Source organism: Xenorhabdus sp. XBWT (genome assembly GCF_059072735.1).
Genome location: NZ_CM180990.1, coordinates 2,076,813 through 2,096,588, shown reverse-complemented (window position 1 = coordinate 2,096,588; position 19,776 = coordinate 2,076,813). Strand labels below are relative to the sequence as shown.

Annotated in this window: 15 protein-coding genes and 1 tRNA gene; 7 read left to right on the top strand and 9 right to left on the bottom strand. The window is 39.8% G+C overall.

The features are described from left to right. Positions 1-28 precede the first annotated feature (28 nt). Positions 29-2,689, top strand: coding sequence for a bifunctional acetaldehyde-CoA/alcohol dehydrogenase (gene adhE, locus AC5JQI_RS09425; RefSeq protein WP_493914543.1), 2,661 nt, complete (start codon positions 29-31; stop codon positions 2,687-2,689). Positions 2,690-2,784: 95 nt separating this feature from the next. Here the strand turns inward: adhE and AC5JQI_RS09420 are convergent, their stop codons facing one another. Next, entirely contained in the window at positions 2,785-3,405 is a 621-nt protein-coding gene (locus AC5JQI_RS09420) for a thymidine kinase (protein ID WP_493914542.1), read from the bottom strand. Between the two features lie 645 nt (positions 3,406-4,050). On the opposite strand from AC5JQI_RS09420, the gene hns reads away from it, so the two are divergent. Then, a complete protein-coding gene (gene hns / locus AC5JQI_RS09415) occupies positions 4,051-4,452 on the top strand; it encodes a histone-like nucleoid-structuring protein H-NS (protein ID WP_237386431.1) in 402 nt (133 codons plus the stop codon). A gap of 231 nt (positions 4,453-4,683) precedes the next feature. Here hns and AC5JQI_RS09410 read toward each other — a convergent pair whose 3' ends face one another. The 4 genes from AC5JQI_RS09410 to rssB form a co-directional block, all read right to left on the bottom strand. Next, positions 4,684-5,700 carry an NAD-dependent epimerase gene (locus tag AC5JQI_RS09410; protein WP_237386432.1) on the bottom strand — a complete coding sequence of 339 codons (1,017 nt, stop codon included), beginning with the start codon at positions 5,698-5,700 and terminating at the stop codon, positions 4,684-4,686. 8 nt (positions 5,701-5,708) lie between these two features. Next, complete coding sequence (locus AC5JQI_RS09405; protein WP_323855471.1) at positions 5,709-7,052, bottom strand: UDP-glucose dehydrogenase family protein; 1,344 nt, start codon at positions 7,050-7,052, stop codon at positions 5,709-5,711. 24 nt (positions 7,053-7,076) lie between these two features. Next, positions 7,077-7,994: a UTP--glucose-1-phosphate uridylyltransferase GalU gene (galU, locus tag AC5JQI_RS09400; RefSeq protein WP_493914541.1), complete on the bottom strand. Its 918-nt coding sequence runs from the start codon at positions 7,992-7,994 to the stop codon at positions 7,077-7,079. Positions 7,995-8,347: 353 nt separating this feature from the next. Further along, on the bottom strand, positions 8,348-9,370 hold the full coding sequence (gene rssB / locus AC5JQI_RS09395; RefSeq protein ID WP_493914540.1) for a two-component system response regulator RssB: 1,023 nt from the start codon (positions 9,368-9,370) through the stop codon (positions 8,348-8,350). 153 nt (positions 9,371-9,523) lie between these two features. Between rssB and AC5JQI_RS09390 the strand changes: the two genes are divergently transcribed. The 3 genes from AC5JQI_RS09390 (at position 9,524) to AC5JQI_RS09380 (ending at position 11,290) form a co-directional block, all read left to right on the top strand. Then, entirely contained in the window at positions 9,524-9,985 is a 462-nt protein-coding gene (locus AC5JQI_RS09390) for a YchJ family protein (protein WP_493914539.1), read from the top strand. Between the two features lie 67 nt (positions 9,986-10,052). Continuing rightward, positions 10,053-10,901, top strand: a complete 849-nt coding sequence (purU, locus tag AC5JQI_RS09385; protein WP_323855474.1) for a formyltetrahydrofolate deformylase — start codon at positions 10,053-10,055, stop codon at positions 10,899-10,901. A 304-nt stretch (positions 10,902-11,205) separates the two neighbouring features. Beyond that, a tRNA-Tyr gene (locus AC5JQI_RS09380) sits at positions 11,206-11,290 on the top strand. 433 nt (positions 11,291-11,723) lie between these two features. Here the strand turns inward: AC5JQI_RS09380 and AC5JQI_RS09375 are convergent. Further along, complete coding sequence (locus tag AC5JQI_RS09375) at positions 11,724-12,587, bottom strand: helix-turn-helix domain-containing protein (protein ID WP_092551643.1); 864 nt, start codon at positions 12,585-12,587, stop codon at positions 11,724-11,726. 652 nt (positions 12,588-13,239) lie between these two features. Between AC5JQI_RS09375 and xthA the strand changes: the two genes are divergently transcribed. After that, on the top strand, positions 13,240-14,046 hold the full coding sequence (xthA, locus tag AC5JQI_RS09370; RefSeq protein ID WP_493914538.1) for an exodeoxyribonuclease III: 807 nt from the start codon (positions 13,240-13,242) through the stop codon (positions 14,044-14,046). 65 nt (positions 14,047-14,111) lie between these two features. Here the strand turns inward: xthA and AC5JQI_RS09365 are convergent, their stop codons facing one another. From AC5JQI_RS09365 to AC5JQI_RS09355, 3 genes are read right to left on the bottom strand one after another with little or no spacing between them, the layout of a single operon-like run. Further along, entirely contained in the window at positions 14,112-16,046 is a 1,935-nt protein-coding gene (locus AC5JQI_RS09365) for a DNA topoisomerase III (protein ID WP_493914537.1), read from the bottom strand. A 5-nt stretch (positions 16,047-16,051) separates the two neighbouring features. After that, the gene (gene selD, locus AC5JQI_RS09360; RefSeq protein ID WP_493914536.1) at positions 16,052-17,095 is read right to left on the bottom strand and encodes a selenide, water dikinase SelD; all 1,044 of its coding nucleotides are present in this window, start codon (positions 17,093-17,095) and stop codon (positions 16,052-16,054) included. Positions 17,096-17,107: 12 nt separating this feature from the next. Continuing rightward, positions 17,108-17,659, bottom strand: a complete 552-nt coding sequence (locus AC5JQI_RS09355; protein ID WP_493914535.1) for an NAD(P)H nitroreductase — start codon at positions 17,657-17,659, stop codon at positions 17,108-17,110. A gap of 167 nt (positions 17,660-17,826) precedes the next feature. Between AC5JQI_RS09355 and sppA the strand changes: the two genes are divergently transcribed. Then, on the top strand, positions 17,827-19,716 hold the full coding sequence (gene sppA / locus AC5JQI_RS09350; protein ID WP_493914534.1) for a signal peptide peptidase SppA: 1,890 nt from the start codon (positions 17,827-17,829) through the stop codon (positions 19,714-19,716). Positions 19,717-19,776: the final 60 nt, after the last annotated feature.

Here is a 19,776-nt window from a genome sequence, read left to right as displayed (position 1 = left end):
AATTTAACCTTTATTTGGAGTAATTTTTATGGCTGTCACTCAGGTTTCAGAACTCAATGAATTAGTTGCTCGTGTAAAAAAAGCCCAGCATGAATTTGCTAATTTTTCTCAGGAACAAGTTGACCGCATTTTCCGTGCCGCAGCTCTCGCTGCCGCAGATGCTCGTATTCCATTGGCAAAATTAGCGGTGTCTGAATCAGGTATGGGAATTGTGGAAGATAAAGTGATCAAAAACCACTTCGCTTCTGAGTATATTTATAACGCTTATAAAGATGATAAAACTTGCGGGATTTTATCTGAAGATCATACTTTCGGCACCATCACTATTGCAGAGCCTATTGGCCTGATCTGTGGTATTGTTCCGACAACAAATCCAACATCTACCGCGATTTTTAAGGCTCTCATCAGTCTGAAAACTCGAAATGGTATTATTTTCTCTCCTCATCCACGCGCCAAAAAGGCAACGAATAAAGCAGCAGAAATCGTTTTAAAAGCAGCAATAGAAGCAGGGGCACCCGAAGATATTATCGGCTGGATCGATGAGCCTTCTGTTGAGCTTTCAAATACCTTAATGCATCACCCTGATATTAATCTGATTTTAGCCACAGGTGGTCCGGGAATGGTAAAAGCTGCTTATAGTTCAGGTAAACCTGCGATTGGTGTTGGTGCCGGCAATACTCCTGTCGTGATCGATGAATCCGCTGATATCAAACGTGCCGTAGCATCCATTCTTATGTCCAAAACGTTCGATAATGGTGTGATTTGTGCCTCAGAGCAATCAGTCATTGTCGTTGACGTTATTTATGAGCAAGTTCGTGAGCGTTTTTCAACCCACGGAGGTTATCTCCTTCAAGGAAAAGAACTGAAAGCCATCCAAGATATTATTTTGAAAAATGGTAACTTGAATGCTGCCATTGTTGGTCAGCCAGCAACAAAAATCGCTGAAATGGCCGGTATCAGTGTTCCTGATAATACTAAGATCCTTATCGGTGAAGTCACTTTAGCAGATGAATCCGAGCCTTTTGCCCATGAAAAATTATCACCATTGCTCGCCATGTATCGCAGTAGAAATTTTGAAGATGCAGTTGAAAAAGCGGAGAAACTGGTTGAAATGGGCGGTATTGGTCACACTTCGTGTCTTTATACCGAACAGGATAACCAAGCCTGGCGCATTAAATATTTCGGCAATACAATGAAAACAGCCCGTATTTTGATCAACACTCCAGCTTCCCAAGGTGGAATCGGGGATTTATATAACTTTAAATTGTCCCCTTCCCTAACTTTGGGATGTGGCTCTTGGGGAGGTAACTCCATTTCCGAAAATGTAGGGCCAAAACATCTGATCAATACGAAAACTGTCGCAAAAAGAGCCGAAAATATGTTGTGGCATAAACTTCCAAAATCAATCTATTTCCGACGCGGTTCTCTCCCCATAGCATTGGAAGAAGTCGCTACTGACGGAGCAAAACGCGCATTCATTGTTACTGACCGCTTCTTATTTAATAACGGCTATACCGATCAGGTGATCAATGTCTTGAAATCGTATGGCATAGAAACCGAAGTTTTCTTTGAGGTAGAAGCAGACCCTACTTTACATATTGTTCGCAAAGGTGCTGAACAAATGCATCTGTTCAAGCCAGATGTCATTATTGCCTTTGGCGGCGGTTCCCCAATGGATGCAGCCAAAATTATGTGGGTCATGTATGAACATCCAGAAACACATTTCGAAGAATTGGCTCTGCGTTTTATGGATATTCGCAAACGCATTTATAAATTCCCCAAAATGGGCGTGAAAGCCAGAATGGTCGCCATTAGCACAACTTCAGGCACAGGTTCGGAAGTCACACCTTTTGCAGTTGTTACCGATGATATCACCGGACAGAAATATCCTCTGGCAGATTATGCGTTGACTCCGGATATGGCAATTGTCGATGCAAACTTAGTTATGGAGATGCCAAAATCGCTGTGTGCCTTTGGTGGCCTTGATGCAGTCACTCACGCACTGGAAGCCTATGTTTCCGTATTAGCTAATGAATATTCTGATGGACAAGCGCTGCAAGCTCTGAAGTTGCTGAAAGATTTCCTGCCCGCCAGTTACCATGAAGGTGCCAAAAATCCTGTTGCCCGCGAGCGGGTTCATAATGCAGCAACCATTGCAGGTATCGCTTTTGCCAATGCTTTCTTGGGAGTGTGTCATTCCATGGCCCATAAGCTTGGCTCTGAATTCCATATTCCACATGGTTTAGCAAATGCATTGTTGATCTGTAACGTAATTCGCTACAACGCTAATGACAATCCGACAAAACAAACAGCATTCAGCCAATACGACCGCCCTCAGGCACGACGTCGCTATGCAGAAATAGCTGACCATTTAGGATTAACTGAATCAGGAGATCGTACTGCTAATAAGATTGAGAAACTACTGGCGTGGTTAGAAGAAATGAAATCTCAATTAAGTATTCCAGCGTCAATTCGTGAAACAGGTGTTCAGGAAGCTGACTTTTTAGCAAAAATTGACAAACTGGCAGAAGACGCATTTGATGACCAATGTACCGGCGCCAATCCACGTTATCCGTTAATTTCCGAATTGAAACAATTGTTGTTAGATTCTTTCTATGGCCGTGAATTTACTGAACAAGCCATATTACAGGAGACATTGCAATCAAATAGAAAGAATAATAAGAAATAATAATAAATGATCTGCTGATGTAACTTAAAAAAGGTGTCAGAATACCGCTGACACCTTTTTTATTATTTTATTTTCCTGCACTAATGGTTTTATACTCACTCTACTTCAGGTTGAAGTCCGTTAAACTTTTTTGCCTTGGCGTCACAAATAACATCAGTATAGTGTCTACGGCACACAGAAACGTATTTTTCATTGCCACCAATGTCAACCTGGGCACCATCGTAGACAACGTTACCATTACTTCCAAAACGCAGGACATGGCTGGCCTTTCTCCCACAATGACAGATTGTTTTCAACTCCACCAATTTATCTGCCCAAGCGAGAAGATATTTACTTCCACTAAATAACTCCCCCTGAAAATCCGTTCTTAATCCATAACAAAGAACAGGGATATCATCATAATCTACAATTTCACAAAGCTGCTCGACGTGTTCTTTTGATAAGAATTGACATTCATCAATCAAAACACAATGGACTTTTTCAGACTCATTTTCACTTCTGATAAGCTCAGCAATATCTGTTTCTGGTGAAAATAACAAAGCTTCAGCACATAAGCCAATACGAGAACTCACCTTTCCTTTACCAAAACGAGTATCAATTTCTGCTGTAAAAATCAGCGTTCTCATTCCTCTTTCGTTATAGTTATAGGAAGATTGTAATAAAGAAGTTGATTTCCCTGCATTCATGGCAGAATAATAAAAATAAAGCTGAGCCATTGGCCCGTCCATCCTCTAGTCAAATTTAATCAGGTGATATATCGCGGTAAGTTTATCACAAACTCTGACCGAGTTTACTTCCTGTTATTGACTAATGTGGTGTGGCAGAAACAAATTAGAACGAATATAAGAAGGTTATTTTCATGATAATCATCACATTTGTGCATATAAAATCAACACCGAAAGCGCTTACTGCATGACAAATGAACGAACTCAACAACAAAAGAAATAGTTATTTCCTTTCCATCCTTTGCATATTAATAATCATAGCGGTTTACTTTTGTTCAATTTATCTCTCTATAATCATAACTAATCGATTACCCATAAAAAAACTTTCATCTCGCACTTGCTCTTCAACTTATTTCTATAAAAACAGTTAACATTCCTTACAAATTGACCATAAATTAGTTTTATACATCACAGTTTATCCCTTACTCAACTTTACAGTAATCAACCTCAATGCTTATTGTGAAATGACAAAATCAATAGCAGGATTAAAACGCAATATATCGATTATCAAAAAAATTGCATTTTAAAATGACCTATTTTAGCCTGAGAAAGTAAATTCACTATTGCAGAAAATAAAATAGCATTCTATTATTATCCCTACATCAGCTATCATCATTATAATTTGAGACCAGGACAATGAGCGAAAATTTAAAATCCTTAAATAACATCCGTACCTTGCGCGCACAAGCAAGAGAATGTGAACTTACCACTTTAGAAGAAATGCTGGAAAAACTTACAACTGTTGTTGAAGAACGTCGTGAAGAAGAAAGCCAAGCTCGCGCGCAAATAGAAGAGCGTACACGTAAGCTTCAAGAATACCGCGAAATGCTGGAGAAAGACGGTATTGAATTAAGCGATTTAGTGGATGCTTTAAGTGGTAAAGCTACTAGTAAATCTAAACGTGCTGCACGTCCAGCTAAATATTCATACACTGATGAAGGTGAAACTAAAACCTGGACTGGTCAAGGCCGTACACCTGCTGTAATCAAGAAAGCAATTGAAGAAGAAGGCAAAAAACTGGAAGATTTTCTGATCTAATCAGTTTTTTGTAACCTCAATAACAAAAGTACCCTATCAAGGGTATTTTTGTTTTATGATTAATATAACTAGCTAGGTTAATTACGAGCTGATGTAGAGACACTGAGAGTTATATTAATGGCGAAAATGCCTTCATATTCTCAACGTGCTAAAGAAGAATTTAACACCAACTTAGTTTTTTATTAACATCCTTTTATAAAAAAGGAGCTACACGCTCCTTTTTCTTTGTTTTTATTGTACTGGCTTCTGATAAAAATCCAAATACCAATCAATAAACCGTTTCACGCCTTCTTTTACCGGAGTATTGGGCAGAAACCCAATCTTATCGTAAAGGGCGCTGGAATCCGCACACGTTGACAATACATCACCGTCCTGAATTTCCATAAAGTTTTTCTTCGCCTCTATTCCCAGTGAAACTTCAATCGCTTCAATAAAATCACCCAGTTTTGTCGGCTGCCCATTACCTATATTGTAAATACAGTATGGCGCAGAGCTGGCAGATATCTGTCCATTTTCAACTGACCAGTCTTTATTGGAAGTAGGAATTATATCCTGCAATCTGATTATAGATTCAACAATGTCATCAATATATGTGAAATCCCTCACCATATTGCCATGATTATAAACATCAATTGACTTGCCTTCTGACATAGCTTTGGTAAATCTAAATAAAGCCATATCAGGACGGCCCCACGGCCCATATACGGTAAAAAATCTCAGTCCAGTAGTAGGAAGCTGATAAAGATGAGAATAACTGTGAGACATTAACTCATCAGCTTTTTTCGTTGCCGCATATAAAGAGACAGGATGATCAACGGAATCATCCGTGGAAAAAGGCTGCTTTTTATTTAATCCATATACTGAACTGGAAGATGCATATAATAAATGTTCTACATGATTATGGCGACATCCTTCAAGAATATTGATATGACCGATGATATTAGCATCAATATATGCCATTGGGTTTTGTATTGAATAGCGGACACCCGGCTGAGCTCCCAAATGGATAACTCGCTGAAATTGGTGTTTAGCAAACAATTCCGGGATAGCAATTCTGTCAGCTAGATCTAATTTTTCAAATTTAAAATTTGAAAAAGGAAGTAATAAATTTAATCTTGCCTGCTTCAAATTAATATCATAATAACCATTGAGGTTATCGATACCGACAACCTCATGACCCATATTCAATAACCGCTGACTGACATGAAAACCAATAAAACCAGCAGAACCTGTAACTAAAAATTTCATATCATAACTCAAATAACTGGATTGATAGAGGAACCACGACCAATACCATAATAAGTAAACCCACGCGATTGCATACGTTCAGGATCATAAAGATTGCGGCCATCAAAAATCACTGGAGTTTTTAATGAATTTTTAATCACATCAAAATCAGGTGCTCTGAAGTTTTGCCACTCTGTACAGATGATTAAAGCATCAGCTCCTTTTAATGCAGACTCTTTTGTCCCCATTAAGGACAGATCATCACGCTGCCCATAAATACGCTGAGCTTCTTGCATCGCTTCTGGATCATATGCCTGCACTTTAGCACCACATTTCCATAATGTTTCCATCAATACAAGGCTTGATGCTTCACGCATATCATCTGTATTGGGTTTAAATGATAATCCCCAAATAGCGAATGTTTTGCCGGATAAGTCATTACCAAAATGATGTTTAACAAAAGTAGGCAATTTACCTTTTTGTTTTTCGTTAACTTGTTCGACTGCCTGAAGAATTTTGGGAATATATCCAATCTGCTCAGCCGTACGAATCAATGCCTGAACATCTTTCGGGAAACATGAACCGCCATATCCACACCCGGGGTAAATAAAGTGATATCCGATTCGTGAATCAGAGCCAATTCCCTGACGTACATTTTCAATATCTGCTCCCAACATTTCTGCCAGGTTAGCAATTTCATTCATAAAACTGATTTTCGTTGCCAACATACAGTTAGCTGCATATTTAGTTAGCTCCGCACTACGGATGTCCATGACTATCATACGATCATGATTACGATTGAATGGCTCATACAGCTCGCGCATTACATCAACTACACCGTCATTATCACAGCCAATAATAATACGCTCTGGACGCATGCAATCAGCAACAGCTGCTCCCTCTTTCAAAAACTCAGGATTGGAAACAACGTCGAACGGAAACTCAACATTACGTTGTGCCAGTGTTGCCTGCATCACTGCCCTAACTTTATCAGCCGTACCTACTGGCACGGTTGATTTGTCAACAACGACTTTGTAGCCATCCATATTTTCTGCTATGGTTCGCGCTACGGCAGTGACATACTGAAGATCTGCTGAGCCGTCTTCATCAGGTGGTGTTCCTACTGCAATAAACTGTAATTTGCCATGAGCAATACCGGCTTTGGCATCTGTTGTAAAATTAAGACGCCCTTCAACATGATTTTTCTTTACCAGAGGCGCCAATCCCGGTTCAAAAATAGGGATCTGACCATTTTTTAGGTTTTCTACCTTTTTTGCATCAATATCAACACAAAGTACATCATGCCCAACTTCCGCAAATACGGTCGCTTGAACTAAGCCTACATAGCCAATACCAAATACAGTAACTTTCATATCACACCTTAAATAACTAATAGATTATTTTTCAATCTGGTTTTGCAAGGTCATGATCCAATCCATGAATGATTTACCCAGTTCCTTGTGTTTCATGCCATATTCTACAAATGCCTGCATATAGCCCAATTTATTACCGCAATCATGGCTACGGCCCTGCAAGTGATAAGCCTCTACTGGTTCTTTTTCCATCAGCATGGCAATGGCATCTGTTAATTGAATTTCATCACCTGCCCCTGGTGCCGTTTTTGCCAGCAATGGCCAAATTTTTTCAGATAATACATAACGCCCAACAATAGAAAGATTGGATGGCGCTTCTTCTGGTTTCGGTTTCTCAACAACACGGACAATAGGTTTACTGTCACCGGGTTGCAGTACTTCACCTAAGCAATCTACAATGCCATAATCCGAGACACTTTCTTTAGGAACAGGTTCTACCAGAATCTGACTGGTTCCATTGCTATCAAAACGCGATAGCATTTCACTCAGATTATATTTTGACAGGTCGGTACTATACTCATCTAAAATGACATCTGGCAAAATAACAGCAAACGGCTCATCACCAATAAGTGGCTTAGCACATAAGACCGCATGCCCCAATCCTTTTGCTATTCCTTGCCGAGTTTGCATTATCGTCACATGGCTCGGACAGATAGACTGTACCTCATCCAATAACTGACGTTTGACCCTTTTCTCAAGGATTGCTTCCAGCTCAAAACTGGTATCAAAATGATTTTCTATAGAATTTTTGGATGAATGTGTGACCAGAATAATTTCATTAATGCCAGCTTTAATACATTCATTGACAACATACTGAATAAGCGGTTTATCCACCAAAGGGAGCATTTCTTTAGGGATAGCTTTAGTGGCTGGTAACATTCTTGTTCCCAAGCCAGCTACAGGGATAACAGCTTTTTTTACCTTTTTGTTTATTGCTGACATTACATTGTCTCCTACTGCCATGTTGTCACTGAAAAATCCTTTACAGTTAGCTTAAATAGCGCTAACTCTCTAAAAAATCGCATGTATGAAGAAAATCGTATTCATAAACAATAACGCGCACGAGTATACCAGTTAATTCAACCTGATATATACTCGTCGTCTTTCCAATTGCAACTTTGTTCGCTTCGCTCGCTCACCCCAGTCGCATAATTGTCTATGCTCAAGGACTCATTTCCTTGCTATCGTACTGCAAGTCGAAATTCATTGGGTATAAGTGCGCTATTTTTTGCTCATATTTATATGATCTTATGTTGAACACGGCAGTGAAATGATACATAAATGTTATAAAATTATTAATTAAATGATGGAGAAAACATCAATTTTATTTGATTTCTATTATTCCATATTCTGCATTGCCAAAATGCGCTGCGTTTACTGTCATGATCAGCATGAATAACTTCCAATGTTCGAAATGGTATCCCGTTATCTAGCTGTTTCTGATAATCGTCGGATTTAACATGTGCATCTAATCCAGCTGATGACAATAAAATTGTCTTATTATGTGTATCATAATACCCCAACAACAACGAAAGTGGTTCAGTCTCCTTCCCGTTACTCACTACCTGTTTCAACCAATTCATAATATTCTGCATGCCGGGTAAGCCCTTTTTTTTATAAAAATATCTTTTTTTCAAGATATTATTAAAGGCGACTTTCAATAATAGTGCGGAAATAGCACTCCTATCTTTTGAATGACTGACATCAAAACAGTAGAACATCATTTCTTTCTCAGAAATTGCGGCAATATCGAAGACCAATCCTGTTTTACCCGCAGTATTCAACAAACGATAATTTACCCTACAGTTAGCAATAATCTGGGAAACCGGCGGCTGTAGCTGTTTTAATACCCTCCATGTAGCGATGGTATTTTGTTTTAATATTGTTAATTCCTGAACCAAGCTACTGCGTTCTATAGCCTCAGAAGAAAATAATTGAGGATACAAGTAATTCAATGCAACTTTCTTAATCTCATTAAGATTCAGTATCGGTTTTAACAAGATATCTTTAGCTCCCAGGCGCAGCGCGTCATCTATTTTCATCATATTCTTTGTTGCAGAAACAATAATAACGGGTATAGTCAACCCTTTCTTCGCCATATGGCTAATAAACTCAAGGCCATTCATGAACGGCATATTCAAATCACAAAAGATAAGTTCGGGCTCTATCTCCGTCGCTATCTTCTGTAATGCTATTTCTCCATTCGATGCACACATCGTTACTGCTCCCAAAGAATTCAAATAATTTACTAATAAGGAGCAACAAACTGGTTCATCTTCTACAACTAATATTTTCTTTCCTCTCAATACCTTTTCCATAACAGAGGCCTCTTACCAAGCATTGCGACCATTGCCTATATTCGAGTATCATCAGTCGATGATACCTCAACAGGCCTATACTATTTTATACTCTACATATCTTTGCAATATCGCTCATATTAACAGCAACCACCTTAAATAATCGGAGTTATTTTGACAAAAATGTGTCCCTGCGGCAGTGACTTGCTTTTTGCTCATTGTTGTGGTCCCTATCTCGAAAATCATTATCCTGCTCCAAATGCCGAATCTTTGATGCGTTCCAGATATAGTGCTTATGTCATACACGATGTAGATTATCTAATCGCAACCTGGCATCCTGATTGTCAGGCCGAAAATTGGCGTTCAGAAATAGAACAAAGTTTTGCTGGTGTACAATGGCTGGGATTAAGTGTCTTAGAAACAAATCAAGGCAAACATAATAATGAAGCCTATGTCGAATTTTCAGCTTGCTTTATTGAACAGGGAAAGCAAGATAATCAATTGATTCATGAGCGCTCACGTTTTTTGCGCATTGACCAACACTGGTTTTATATTGATGGTATTCGTCCTCAGATAGGTCATAATTACCCTTGCCCGTGTGGTTCAGGCAAAAAATACAAGAAGTGCTGTGGTTAAATCAGTATCTGAATATCAAATATAACAATTCACACACAGTTAAGAAAATTTGAGGATCTCGCAATCCATGCAAAACGCAAACATACAAAAAAAAATCTTGCGTACAATTTGTCCTGACTCCAAAGGATTAATCGCAAAGATCACAAACATCTGCTACAAGCATCAATTAAATATCGTTCAAAATAATGAATTTGTAGATCACCGCACTGGACGTTTTTTTATGCGTACAGAGCTGGAAGGTATTTTCAATGATGAAACACTTCTGGCCGATTTGGACGATGCTTTACCCGTAGGTTCTAGCCGTGAACTCAATGCGGCGGGTCGTCGCCGTATCGTTCTCATGGTGACGAAAGAAGCACATTGTATTGGTGATATTTTGGTAAAAAGTGCCTATGGTGGATTAGATGTCGAAATTGCAGCTGTTATTGGAAACCATACGATCCTGCAACAATTAGTTGAACAATTCGGCATTCCTTTCCATTACATCAGCCATGAAGGTTTAACTCGTGAACAGCATGATGAAGCATTGATGGCTCAGATTGAACAGTATAAACCAGATTATGTTGTACTCGCCAAATATATGCGTGTCCTGACACCAGCATTTGTTCAACATTATCCAAATCAGATAATCAACATTCACCACTCATTTTTGCCTGCATTCATAGGTGCACGCCCTTATCATCAGGCTTATGAGCGAGGAGTGAAGATCATTGGTGCTACTGCACATTATGTAAATGATAATTTGGATGAAGGCCCAATTATCACTCAGGACGTAATAAATGTAGATCATACATATACTGCCGAAGAGATGATGCGGGCAGGACGAGATGTTGAAAAGAATGTATTGAGTCAAGCATTGCACTGGGTCTTTTCCCAGCGAGTTTTTGTATATGGTAACCGCACCGTTATTCTTTGATATCCCCGTCGTCTTTTAAGTTGCAGTTTTGTTGGCTTCACTCGCGCACCCAGGAGCATAGGTAACTATGATCCTGGGAACTCGCTACCTTGCCATCGTGCTACAATTCGAATCCACTGGTATAAACAGTTAAAATATTTTATGGCAAGAACCCTATTGATAATACATTTAAATAGGCTGTAACTCGATCGTTAAGTTCAAAAAAACATCGCTTGATACTTTATTTTCAATTAACTACTTTACAGCGGCGGCTTATTTGATATTATGCCATCCGCTGCTAACGACAGCGTACAACTCAAAATTTGGTGGGGTTCCCGAGCGGCCAAAGGGAGCAGACTGTAAATCTGCCGTCACAGACTTCGAAGGTTCGAATCCTTCCCCCACCACCATCAAAGCATTCTTCCAAATTCAAAGAAATAACCAAACCAACCTACCCCTCTTGGGGAAGAACGAAAACCTTCGACCAAGGTTCGAATTGGGCACAGCTAGATAATAATGCGCGCGGGGTGAAGCTGTCGGAGTAAGGAGCAGAGTGAAATATCGAAGAAGAATGGTATATTATTTATGCCAAGGTGAGGAATAAAATGACAAGTCATTTTTCCTCACCACCATCAAAAATCTATTCAAAGCTCTCAATGCATTACGAATATAATAACAATCCATTGCTCACATCAATTGTCGAAACTAATCACCATATGTTCAAAAGGAAAACAATTTCCTTTTGATTCACGACTAACTTAATGTTTCAAAATTAATGCACTTGAACACGTACCAATAGCGGAGCTCGGGAGACCTGACAGTTTGCTCCGCTTATGCAACCGGTTACTCCATATCGCTGACAGAGTCGATAAAACGGTTTAACACGCTTGAATGAGATTTTGATTTGTAGACATAACACTGATTAATGGCATCAGGTCGTGGGATTGGCATAAAGCCTAAACTCTCTCCCTCTTCCAATGCTCCGGAGTGGGAATCAGTAATAAAAATATAATCAGATGACTGAATGAAATTAAGGCAACACTCTATATTATCCATCTGTCGGATATTAACTTTCTCCCCATTTTTTACCATTTCCTCTTCCAGGCTCTTTATCAAATTGCCTTTATAGAGCACTGGATCACATAACCATGTTCTCTTTTTCAGCAATTGAATAAAGTCTCCATTCACTTCACCCAATAATTCTTTACGGCAGCAGATCCCCAAATTTGGTCCATCAATTTTCCGTACAAGACTGAATCGGTCACTAAGTATTTTTTCTGAACTTAAAATTATCGTATTACCCTCATAATCAACTATTTCATCGATGTTATCATAACTGAAGCGTAATATATTAACCTGAGCATTATTTCGGTCCGCTGCTTTATAAAGCGAAATCAGATGCTTTTTCTTACCCCAATCATGGTATATATTTACAACATTACAAATACTCCCGCTAATGTGTTTCTTTGTAATTTCTTTCTCTTTCAAATATAGCTCTTTTAGGTCATTATATAACTCCACTCCGTCTTTGGTCAGAATCATCCCAAACTTCTCCCTTTTAAATAAACGCTTTCCTAACGTCGCCTCAAAGTCTTTAATTGATTTAGCGACTGGGGGAGTCGTACGGTTCATCACTCTTGCCGCCTTGCTTAAAGAACCCATTTCCACCACCGCCATGAATGCTTCTAATTTACGAGAAAAAAACATAATTCACCGTTCCTATGTAACTTGTGGCTAAAATAATATCCTTGAAATGGCCTTCTCATCAGGTAACCGCTAAATCAAACTTGATATTGTGAAGGTATAATTTTGTACAATAAAAATAGATATTTTTCAAATGACATTTATATAAAATGCCAGTCCCTGATGCAATAATGCGGTTTAGATGGACTTATATTATCCACCTATATCATGATGAATATTCCACCGTGATTGCAAACCATTAGTAAATATAACCTTGGCCTACAAGTTCAAATTTCTATCAGAGATTGATTAACTCTTCTACTTTTTCATTAATTAATTTTTGTAATACATGACATAAAATAAATTAAAAGGATAAAAATCCTTACATATAATTATAATATCAGGAATTTAATATAACAGATTATGACTAGTGAATTGTTATATATTCATTAATTTATCACTTATTTATTTTGTGATTTTTATTGTTTAAAAAACGATTCGACACTTAAAATTTTGGATAACTAGCGTATTATACTCAATATAGTATTACATATAAGAGTAAAATAGCTAGATATCAAGATAATTAGGTGAAATTTATTATTTAATAAATAGTTACAGCTTTACTTATATCTGTTAACATTAAAATATAGCATATTCTAAAGGTGATTATAACGATATGAAATTTGTCTCATTCAATATTAATGGGTTGCGAGCACGTCCTCATCAACTTGCTGCCATTGTCGAACAACACCAACCAGATGTTATCGGATTACAAGAAATAAAAGTCCATGATGAAATGTTTCCCCTAGAAGAGGTAAACAAGCTGGGTTATCACGTCTTCTATCATGGTCAAAAATCGCACTATGGTGTCGCCCTGCTTACCCGCGAAAAACCGATCGATGTTCGTAAAGGCTTCCCTACTGACGATGGTGATGCTCAACGCCGTATTATTATGGCTGATTTCGAAACACCGCTCGGTTTATTAACTGTTATCAACGGTTATTTTCCACAAGGTGAAAGCCGTGATCATCCGATTAAATTTCCTGCAAAAGAGAAGTTCTATCAGGATCTACAATCCTACCTAGAAAATAATCACTCTCCAGAATCAAACATTTTGATTATGGGGGATATGAATATCAGCCCAACCGATCTTGATATTGGGATCGGAGAAAATAATCAAAAACGCTGGTTAAAAACTGGAAAGTGTTCCTTCTTACCTGAAGAGAGAGAATGGATGGCACGCCTTAAAAACTGGGGCTTCATCGATACTTTCCGGACTCAATATCCTGAAACCAATGATCAGTTTTCTTGGTTTGATTATCGCTCAAAAGGTTTTGATGATAATCGTGGATTACGCATTGATTTACTGCTTGCCAGTCAGCCATTGGCTAAAAAGTGTATCTCTTCTGGTATCGATTATGCTATCCGCAGCATGGAAAAACCGTCTGATCATGCCCCTGTTTGGACAACATTTGAAATATAATTACCAGACAAGAAACACAGTACCGTCAATGACAGTGCTGTGTTTCTCATTTCGGTTATATCTAACTAATCGGTTTTAGCTGTCTTCGACTTATTCTTACTGGATTTTGCCTGTTTTCCCTTTTTTACTTTTGCTGGAACAGGGGGTAAATCTCTAAACGCTTTTAGATTACGATACTGTTTTGCCTGCCAGATTAATTGTTGCAATATTTCCTGAAGAGGCAACATAAAATCCTGATAACGAAATTGCTTTTCGCTGATTTGCGTCAAACGAGATTCCCAATGAGCCGTCATATCGGGTAATACAGCCATATCCGGCAATACATGGATCAAAGCTCGACCCGCAGGTGTGGCATGGATATAACGCCCTTTTTTGTACAAAAACTCTCTCTTGAATAGCAGTTCAATAATTCCTGCTCGGGTTGCTTCGGTCCCCAGCCCATCAGTTGCCCGCAACACCTTTTTCAATGCCTTATCCTGCACAAATCGCGCTATTCCTGTCATGGCAGACAATAATGTTGCATCAGTAAAAGGTCGTGGTGGTTGCGTCTGCCTTTCCACCATTTCCCCTTTCTCACACAACAGCTCATTTCCCTTAGCGACAACAGGTAATGGAGTACCTTCATTTTCTTCATCACGTTCCTTATTGCCAAGCAAGGTTCTCCAACCCGCTTCTGCCAGAAAGCGTGCTTTGGCAATGAATTTTCCACCTGCAATATCAAGCTCAATCGTACACTTCCGAAATATTGCATCAGGGAAAAATTGCATCAGATATTGCCTGGCAATCAGGCTATAAATGTGGCTTTCATTCTGTGTCAGATTGGATTGACTGCTACGCGCAGTAGGGACAATCGCATGATGTGCATCAACTTTCTTATCATCCCAACAACGATTCTTTTTCTCCGTATCCAATGCATTTTGTGGCAATAAATGTGCTGAATGAACCGAAATAGCCTTCAAAACCGCATGACGTCCCGCAAAATGCTCTTCCGGCAAATAACGGCAATCGGAACGTGGATAAGTGATCAATTTGTGGGTTTCATAGAGTCGTTGACAAATATCAAGCACATCCTGAGCACTCAAGCCAAAACGCTTAGCCGCTTCAATCTGCAAAGAAGAGAGCGAAAATGGCAGCGGTGCTGTTTCGGATTCGCGCTTATCCTGATATGCAGTGACAATGGCCGGTTGTCCAGTGATTCGTGCTACGACGTGTTCTGCTAGTGGCTGGTGAATAATTCTCCCTTCTTCATCCTGAAAATCAATGCAAGACTCACTTGGTTGCCATACAGCCGTAAATCGTTCTTCACTTGGTGTAACGATATGCGCTTTGACTTCAAAGAAATCTTTCGGCACAAAATGCTCTATTTCTTCATCACGACGAACGACCAACCCCAGAATCGGGGTCTGAACACGTCCAACTGATAATACGCCCTGATAGCCTGCATTCCGTCCCAATAACGTATAGGCACGGGTCATATTGATGCCATAAAGCCAATCAGCTCTGGCTCTGGCCAATGCAGAAACACACAAAGGAACAAATTCTCGGTTACTCCTCAGGCGTTCAACTGCCTTTATGACCGCCTGAGGATTCAGGTCATTTATCAGACAACGCTGAACATTCTGTTTTTTTTCGGCATCCAGATCCAAAAAATCCAGTACCTCATCCACCAGTAATTGCCCTTCACGATCGGGATCTCCTGCATGGACAATTTCACTCGCCTTTTCCAACAGGGATTTAATCGTATTGAGTTGTTTCGCCACAGCAGCCCGTGGCTTTAACTGCCATTTTTCAGGAATGATAGGTAGATCAGCCAATACCCAGCGGGCATAGCGGCTATCGTAAGCATCTGGCTCAGCCTGCTCCAATAGATGACCGACACACCAAGTAACAAACTGGTTATTCCCACATTCGATAAACCCGTCCCCACGTCGATGGGGTTTCGGTAAAACATCCGCTATGGCTCTCGCGAGGCTAGGTTTTTCTGCAATAAAAAGACGCATGGAATTTATTCAATAACTTCAATAAGTGCTCTGTCTAAACATGATACAGTCAGTTCACCAATGGCAACCAAATCGATATTGTGGCTCCGCGCAATGGCTTCCGCCTCTTCCACGGCTTCCGGCAAAATCGCCAGTAATAAACCACCCGAGGTTTGTGGATCACACAGAAGATGACGCTGGCGGGCAGTCATTTTTCCAATTAAATGCCCATAACTATCAAAATTGCGTCCTGTGCCGCCGGGTACGCAACCTTTTTCAATATAAATATCAACATCAGGCAATCTTGGAATCTGTGAAAATCTGACCGTTGCTTGAACGCCCGAGCCTGCACAAACTTCACTCAAATGTCCTAACAGGCCAAAACCTGTTACATCCGTCATCGCCGTAATACCATCAATTCTTGCAAAATCCGTTCCCGACTTATTCAATTGGCACATGATTTCTTTTGCAATACCTTGATGTTCAGATTCAAGCAATCCTTTCTTTTCAGCCGTAGTTAATACACCGACGCCTAAAGGTTTAGTCAGGAACAGAAAGCTCCCTGCTTTTGCCTGATTATTACGTTTCACTCGCTCAATATCGATGATACCAGTCACTGCCAGACCGAAGATAGGTTCGGGAGCATCAATAGAGTGCCCCCCGGCAAGGGAAATACCCGCTTCTTTGCAAACGGCCCGACCACCCTCAATGACTTTTTGAGCGATTTCTGGTGACAACTTAGCAATTGGCCAGCCGAGAATCGCAATCGCCATTATTGGTTTTCCTCCCATCGCGTAAATATCGCTGATGGCATTAGTCGCAGCAATACGACCAAAATCAAACGGGTCATCAACAATCGGCATAAAGAAGTCTGTAGTGCTAATGATGCCTGTACCATTACCAATATCATAAACGGCAGCATCGTCACGGGTTTCATTACCCACCAGCAAATTAGGATCGAAAAATTTTGCCTGCTCACTATGCAGGATAGTTTCCAATACTTTGGGGGAAATTTTGCAGCCACATCCGGCACCATGGCTATATTGAGTCAGACGGATTTCAGTTGACATTGCTCACTCCAGTTAAAAATAACTGACAAAGTTCGTCAAATCTGGCGTTTCTACTTTTGCAGGTGCTTTAAGTTTTGGCGTTCCTAAATAGAGGAATCCTACAATTTTATCATTTTCCTCACATCCCAGACCTGCTCTGACGATTGGATCTTCCGTCCATGAGCCTGAACGCCATATACCATTAAACCCTTGAACCACCGCGGCCATCTGCATGGCATGAACCGCACAACCTGCTGCAACGACTTGTTCCCATGCAGGTACTTTTGCATGTTCAACCACTTTGGCGATAACTGTGATAATCATAGGTGCACGGTAAGGTGCATTTTTCGCTTTTTCTTCTACCTCTTCTCCTAACTCACCCTCAATTGCCGCTTTCTCAAGTAACTGGCTGAATTTATTAATGCCTTCTCCGTACATCACGATAAAATGCCAAGGACGCAATGCCCCATGATCGGGCGCTCTCATCCCTGCTGCCAAAATATTTTGTAGTTCATGGCCTTCTGGAGCTGGTGTCGTTAAACGTGAAGCTGAACGACGATTCAACAAAAGTTCCAAAGCATTCATTTTCTTCTCCTGAATAAGATAATCTGTCACGGCTCAACATTCTCTGTTTATTTGTTAACGAATGAAAGCACAGAAACCACTTTTTCCATCATTCACATGATTTTCAGCTGACATTTACAAATGAGCTGATTAGGATACCCTCATTTGACCCCATCATTGGAGATAATATGCGTACTTTATGGAATTTTATAGCAGCGCTATTTAAATGGTGTTGGAAACTGCTAAATTTTGTTCGCCAACTCATTTCTAACCTTATTTTTATCCTGCTGATTGTTATTGTTGCTATTAGCTTAATCGTTTATAAACAACAATCTAAACGCGATAATAGTTATCATGGGGCGTTATATGTCAATTTATCAGGGATTGTTCTTGATCGCGTATCCGCTCGCAATCCATTTGAACAATTAGGCAAAGATATTTTTGGCTCTTACAACAGCAATCCTCAAGAAACCTCTTTATTTGACGTTGTTGACAGTATTCGCCGAGCCAAAGATGATCCTAAAATTAGCGGCATGGTATTAAAGCTGAATGAGTTCGCAGGAGCAGACTGGCCTTCAATGAAATATATTGGTAAGGCCATTAACGAATTTAAAGCAACAGGTAAACCTGTTTTTGCAATCAATGATAGTTACTCACAATCACAATATTATTTAGCCAGCTTCGCGAATGAAATATACTTGTCCCCACAAGGAATAGTAGATATCCATGGTTTTTCAACCGACCATTTATACTACAAGTCATTGTTAGACTCGCTGAAAATTTCCACACATGTTTTCCGTGTAGGCACCTATAAATCAGCAGTAGAACCTGTATTGCGGAATAATATGTCAGAAGAAGCACGTGAAGCCGACAGCCTTTGGGTCTACGAGTCTTGGAACAATTACTTAAATACCATTGCTGTCAATAGACATATTCCTGCCGACCAAGTTTTCCCTGGCACCGCCAATTTTATTGAAAAACTCCGTAAAGCTGGTGGTGATTTTGCACTGTATGCATATCAAAACAAACTGGTGAGCCATATTGAGCCGCGCGGTGCAGTTGAAAAGAAAATGAAGGATATCTTTGGTTGGGATAAAGAACAAAAACATTTCAATTATATCAGTATTAATGACTACATTGCCAAAAACCCTATACAAGACCCAGGCAATAACAAGGGCAACATTGCCGTCATCATTGTGGAAGGCCCGATTTTAGACGGTAAACAACTATCTGGCACTGTGGGCAGCGATACCATCACAGAACAGCTGCGTGAAGCACACCTTAACCCCGACATAAAAGCGGTTATATTACGGGTAAATAGCCCTGGCGGCAGTATTAGCGCATCTGAAATTATCCGCGCCGAACTTGTCGCCATTCGTGACGATAAAGAAAATAATGGTAAGAATACAAAACCTATTGTTGTTTCAATGGGCGGAGCGGCAGCATCTGGCGGTTACTGGATTTCGACCCCTGCTAACGCTATCATTGCTGATCCAAACACATTAACGGGTTCGATCGGTGTTTTTAGTATTATCCATTCCTTTGAAAAAACTCTGAATTATATTGGCGTAAACTCAGACGGGATTTCAACCTCTTCACTGGCAGATTCTTCTTCAATCAAGGGATTGAATTCAGATTACTCAGACGTAATACAGCTGTCTACTGAGAACGGCTACAATAAGTTTATTAAACTGGTTGCTAAAGCCCGCAATAAATCTGTAGATGAAATCAATAGTATTGCTCAAGGGCGTGTTTGGAGCGGTCTTGATGCTAAAAAACATGGTTTAGTCGATCAATTAGGTGATTTTGATGATGCTGTCAAAAAAGCCGCTGAATTAGCAGGCATAAAAAATGTCTCACTGGACTGGATGCAGCCTGAATTATCGTTCTCTGAAAAAATGATGTTTGAACTAACTGCATCAACGCAGGCTCTACTGCCAAATATGTTGCAATCCGCGCTTCCGGTGTCACTTCCCAAAATGACCCAAGGCTTGAAAAAGCAGGCTATTTTTTATAAGAATATGAATGATCCGCAAAACATTTATATATTCTGCCTGAATTGCGCAGATATTCATTAAAAATAGCTGACAACGTTTTTACCAAAAATGAAGCCTGATCTCACCATCAGGCTTTTTTTA

What these genes read in the sequence shown, in the direction of transcription:
- adhE (WP_493914543.1), top strand. Translation starts at nt 29, where the DNA reads ATGGCTGTCACTCAGGTTTCAGAACTCAATGAATTAGTTGCTCGTGTA.
- AC5JQI_RS09420 (WP_493914542.1), bottom strand. Translation starts at nt 3,405, where the DNA reads ATGGCTCAGCTTTATTTTTATTATTCTGCCATGAATGCAGGGAAATCA.
- hns (WP_237386431.1), top strand. Translation starts at nt 4,051, where the DNA reads ATGAGCGAAAATTTAAAATCCTTAAATAACATCCGTACCTTGCGCGCA.
- AC5JQI_RS09410 (WP_237386432.1), bottom strand. Translation starts at nt 5,700, where the DNA reads ATGAAATTTTTAGTTACAGGTTCTGCTGGTTTTATTGGTTTTCATGTC.
- AC5JQI_RS09405 (WP_323855471.1), bottom strand. Translation starts at nt 7,052, where the DNA reads ATGAAAGTTACTGTATTTGGTATTGGCTATGTAGGCTTAGTTCAAGCG.
- galU (WP_493914541.1), bottom strand. Translation starts at nt 7,994, where the DNA reads ATGTCAGCAATAAACAAAAAGGTAAAAAAAGCTGTTATCCCTGTAGCT.
- rssB (WP_493914540.1), bottom strand. Translation starts at nt 9,370, where the DNA reads ATGGAAAAGGTATTGAGAGGAAAGAAAATATTAGTTGTAGAAGATGAA.
- purU (WP_323855474.1), top strand. Translation starts at nt 10,053, where the DNA reads ATGCAAAACGCAAACATACAAAAAAAAATCTTGCGTACAATTTGTCCT.
- AC5JQI_RS09375 (WP_092551643.1), bottom strand. Translation starts at nt 12,587, where the DNA reads ATGTTTTTTTCTCGTAAATTAGAAGCATTCATGGCGGTGGTGGAAATG.
- xthA (WP_493914538.1), top strand. Translation starts at nt 13,240, where the DNA reads ATGAAATTTGTCTCATTCAATATTAATGGGTTGCGAGCACGTCCTCAT.
- AC5JQI_RS09365 (WP_493914537.1), bottom strand. Translation starts at nt 16,046, where the DNA reads ATGCGTCTTTTTATTGCAGAAAAACCTAGCCTCGCGAGAGCCATAGCG.
- selD (WP_493914536.1), bottom strand. Translation starts at nt 17,095, where the DNA reads ATGTCAACTGAAATCCGTCTGACTCAATATAGCCATGGTGCCGGATGT.
- AC5JQI_RS09355 (WP_493914535.1), bottom strand. Translation starts at nt 17,659, where the DNA reads ATGAATGCTTTGGAACTTTTGTTGAATCGTCGTTCAGCTTCACGTTTA.
- sppA (WP_493914534.1), top strand. Translation starts at nt 17,827, where the DNA reads ATGCGTACTTTATGGAATTTTATAGCAGCGCTATTTAAATGGTGTTGG.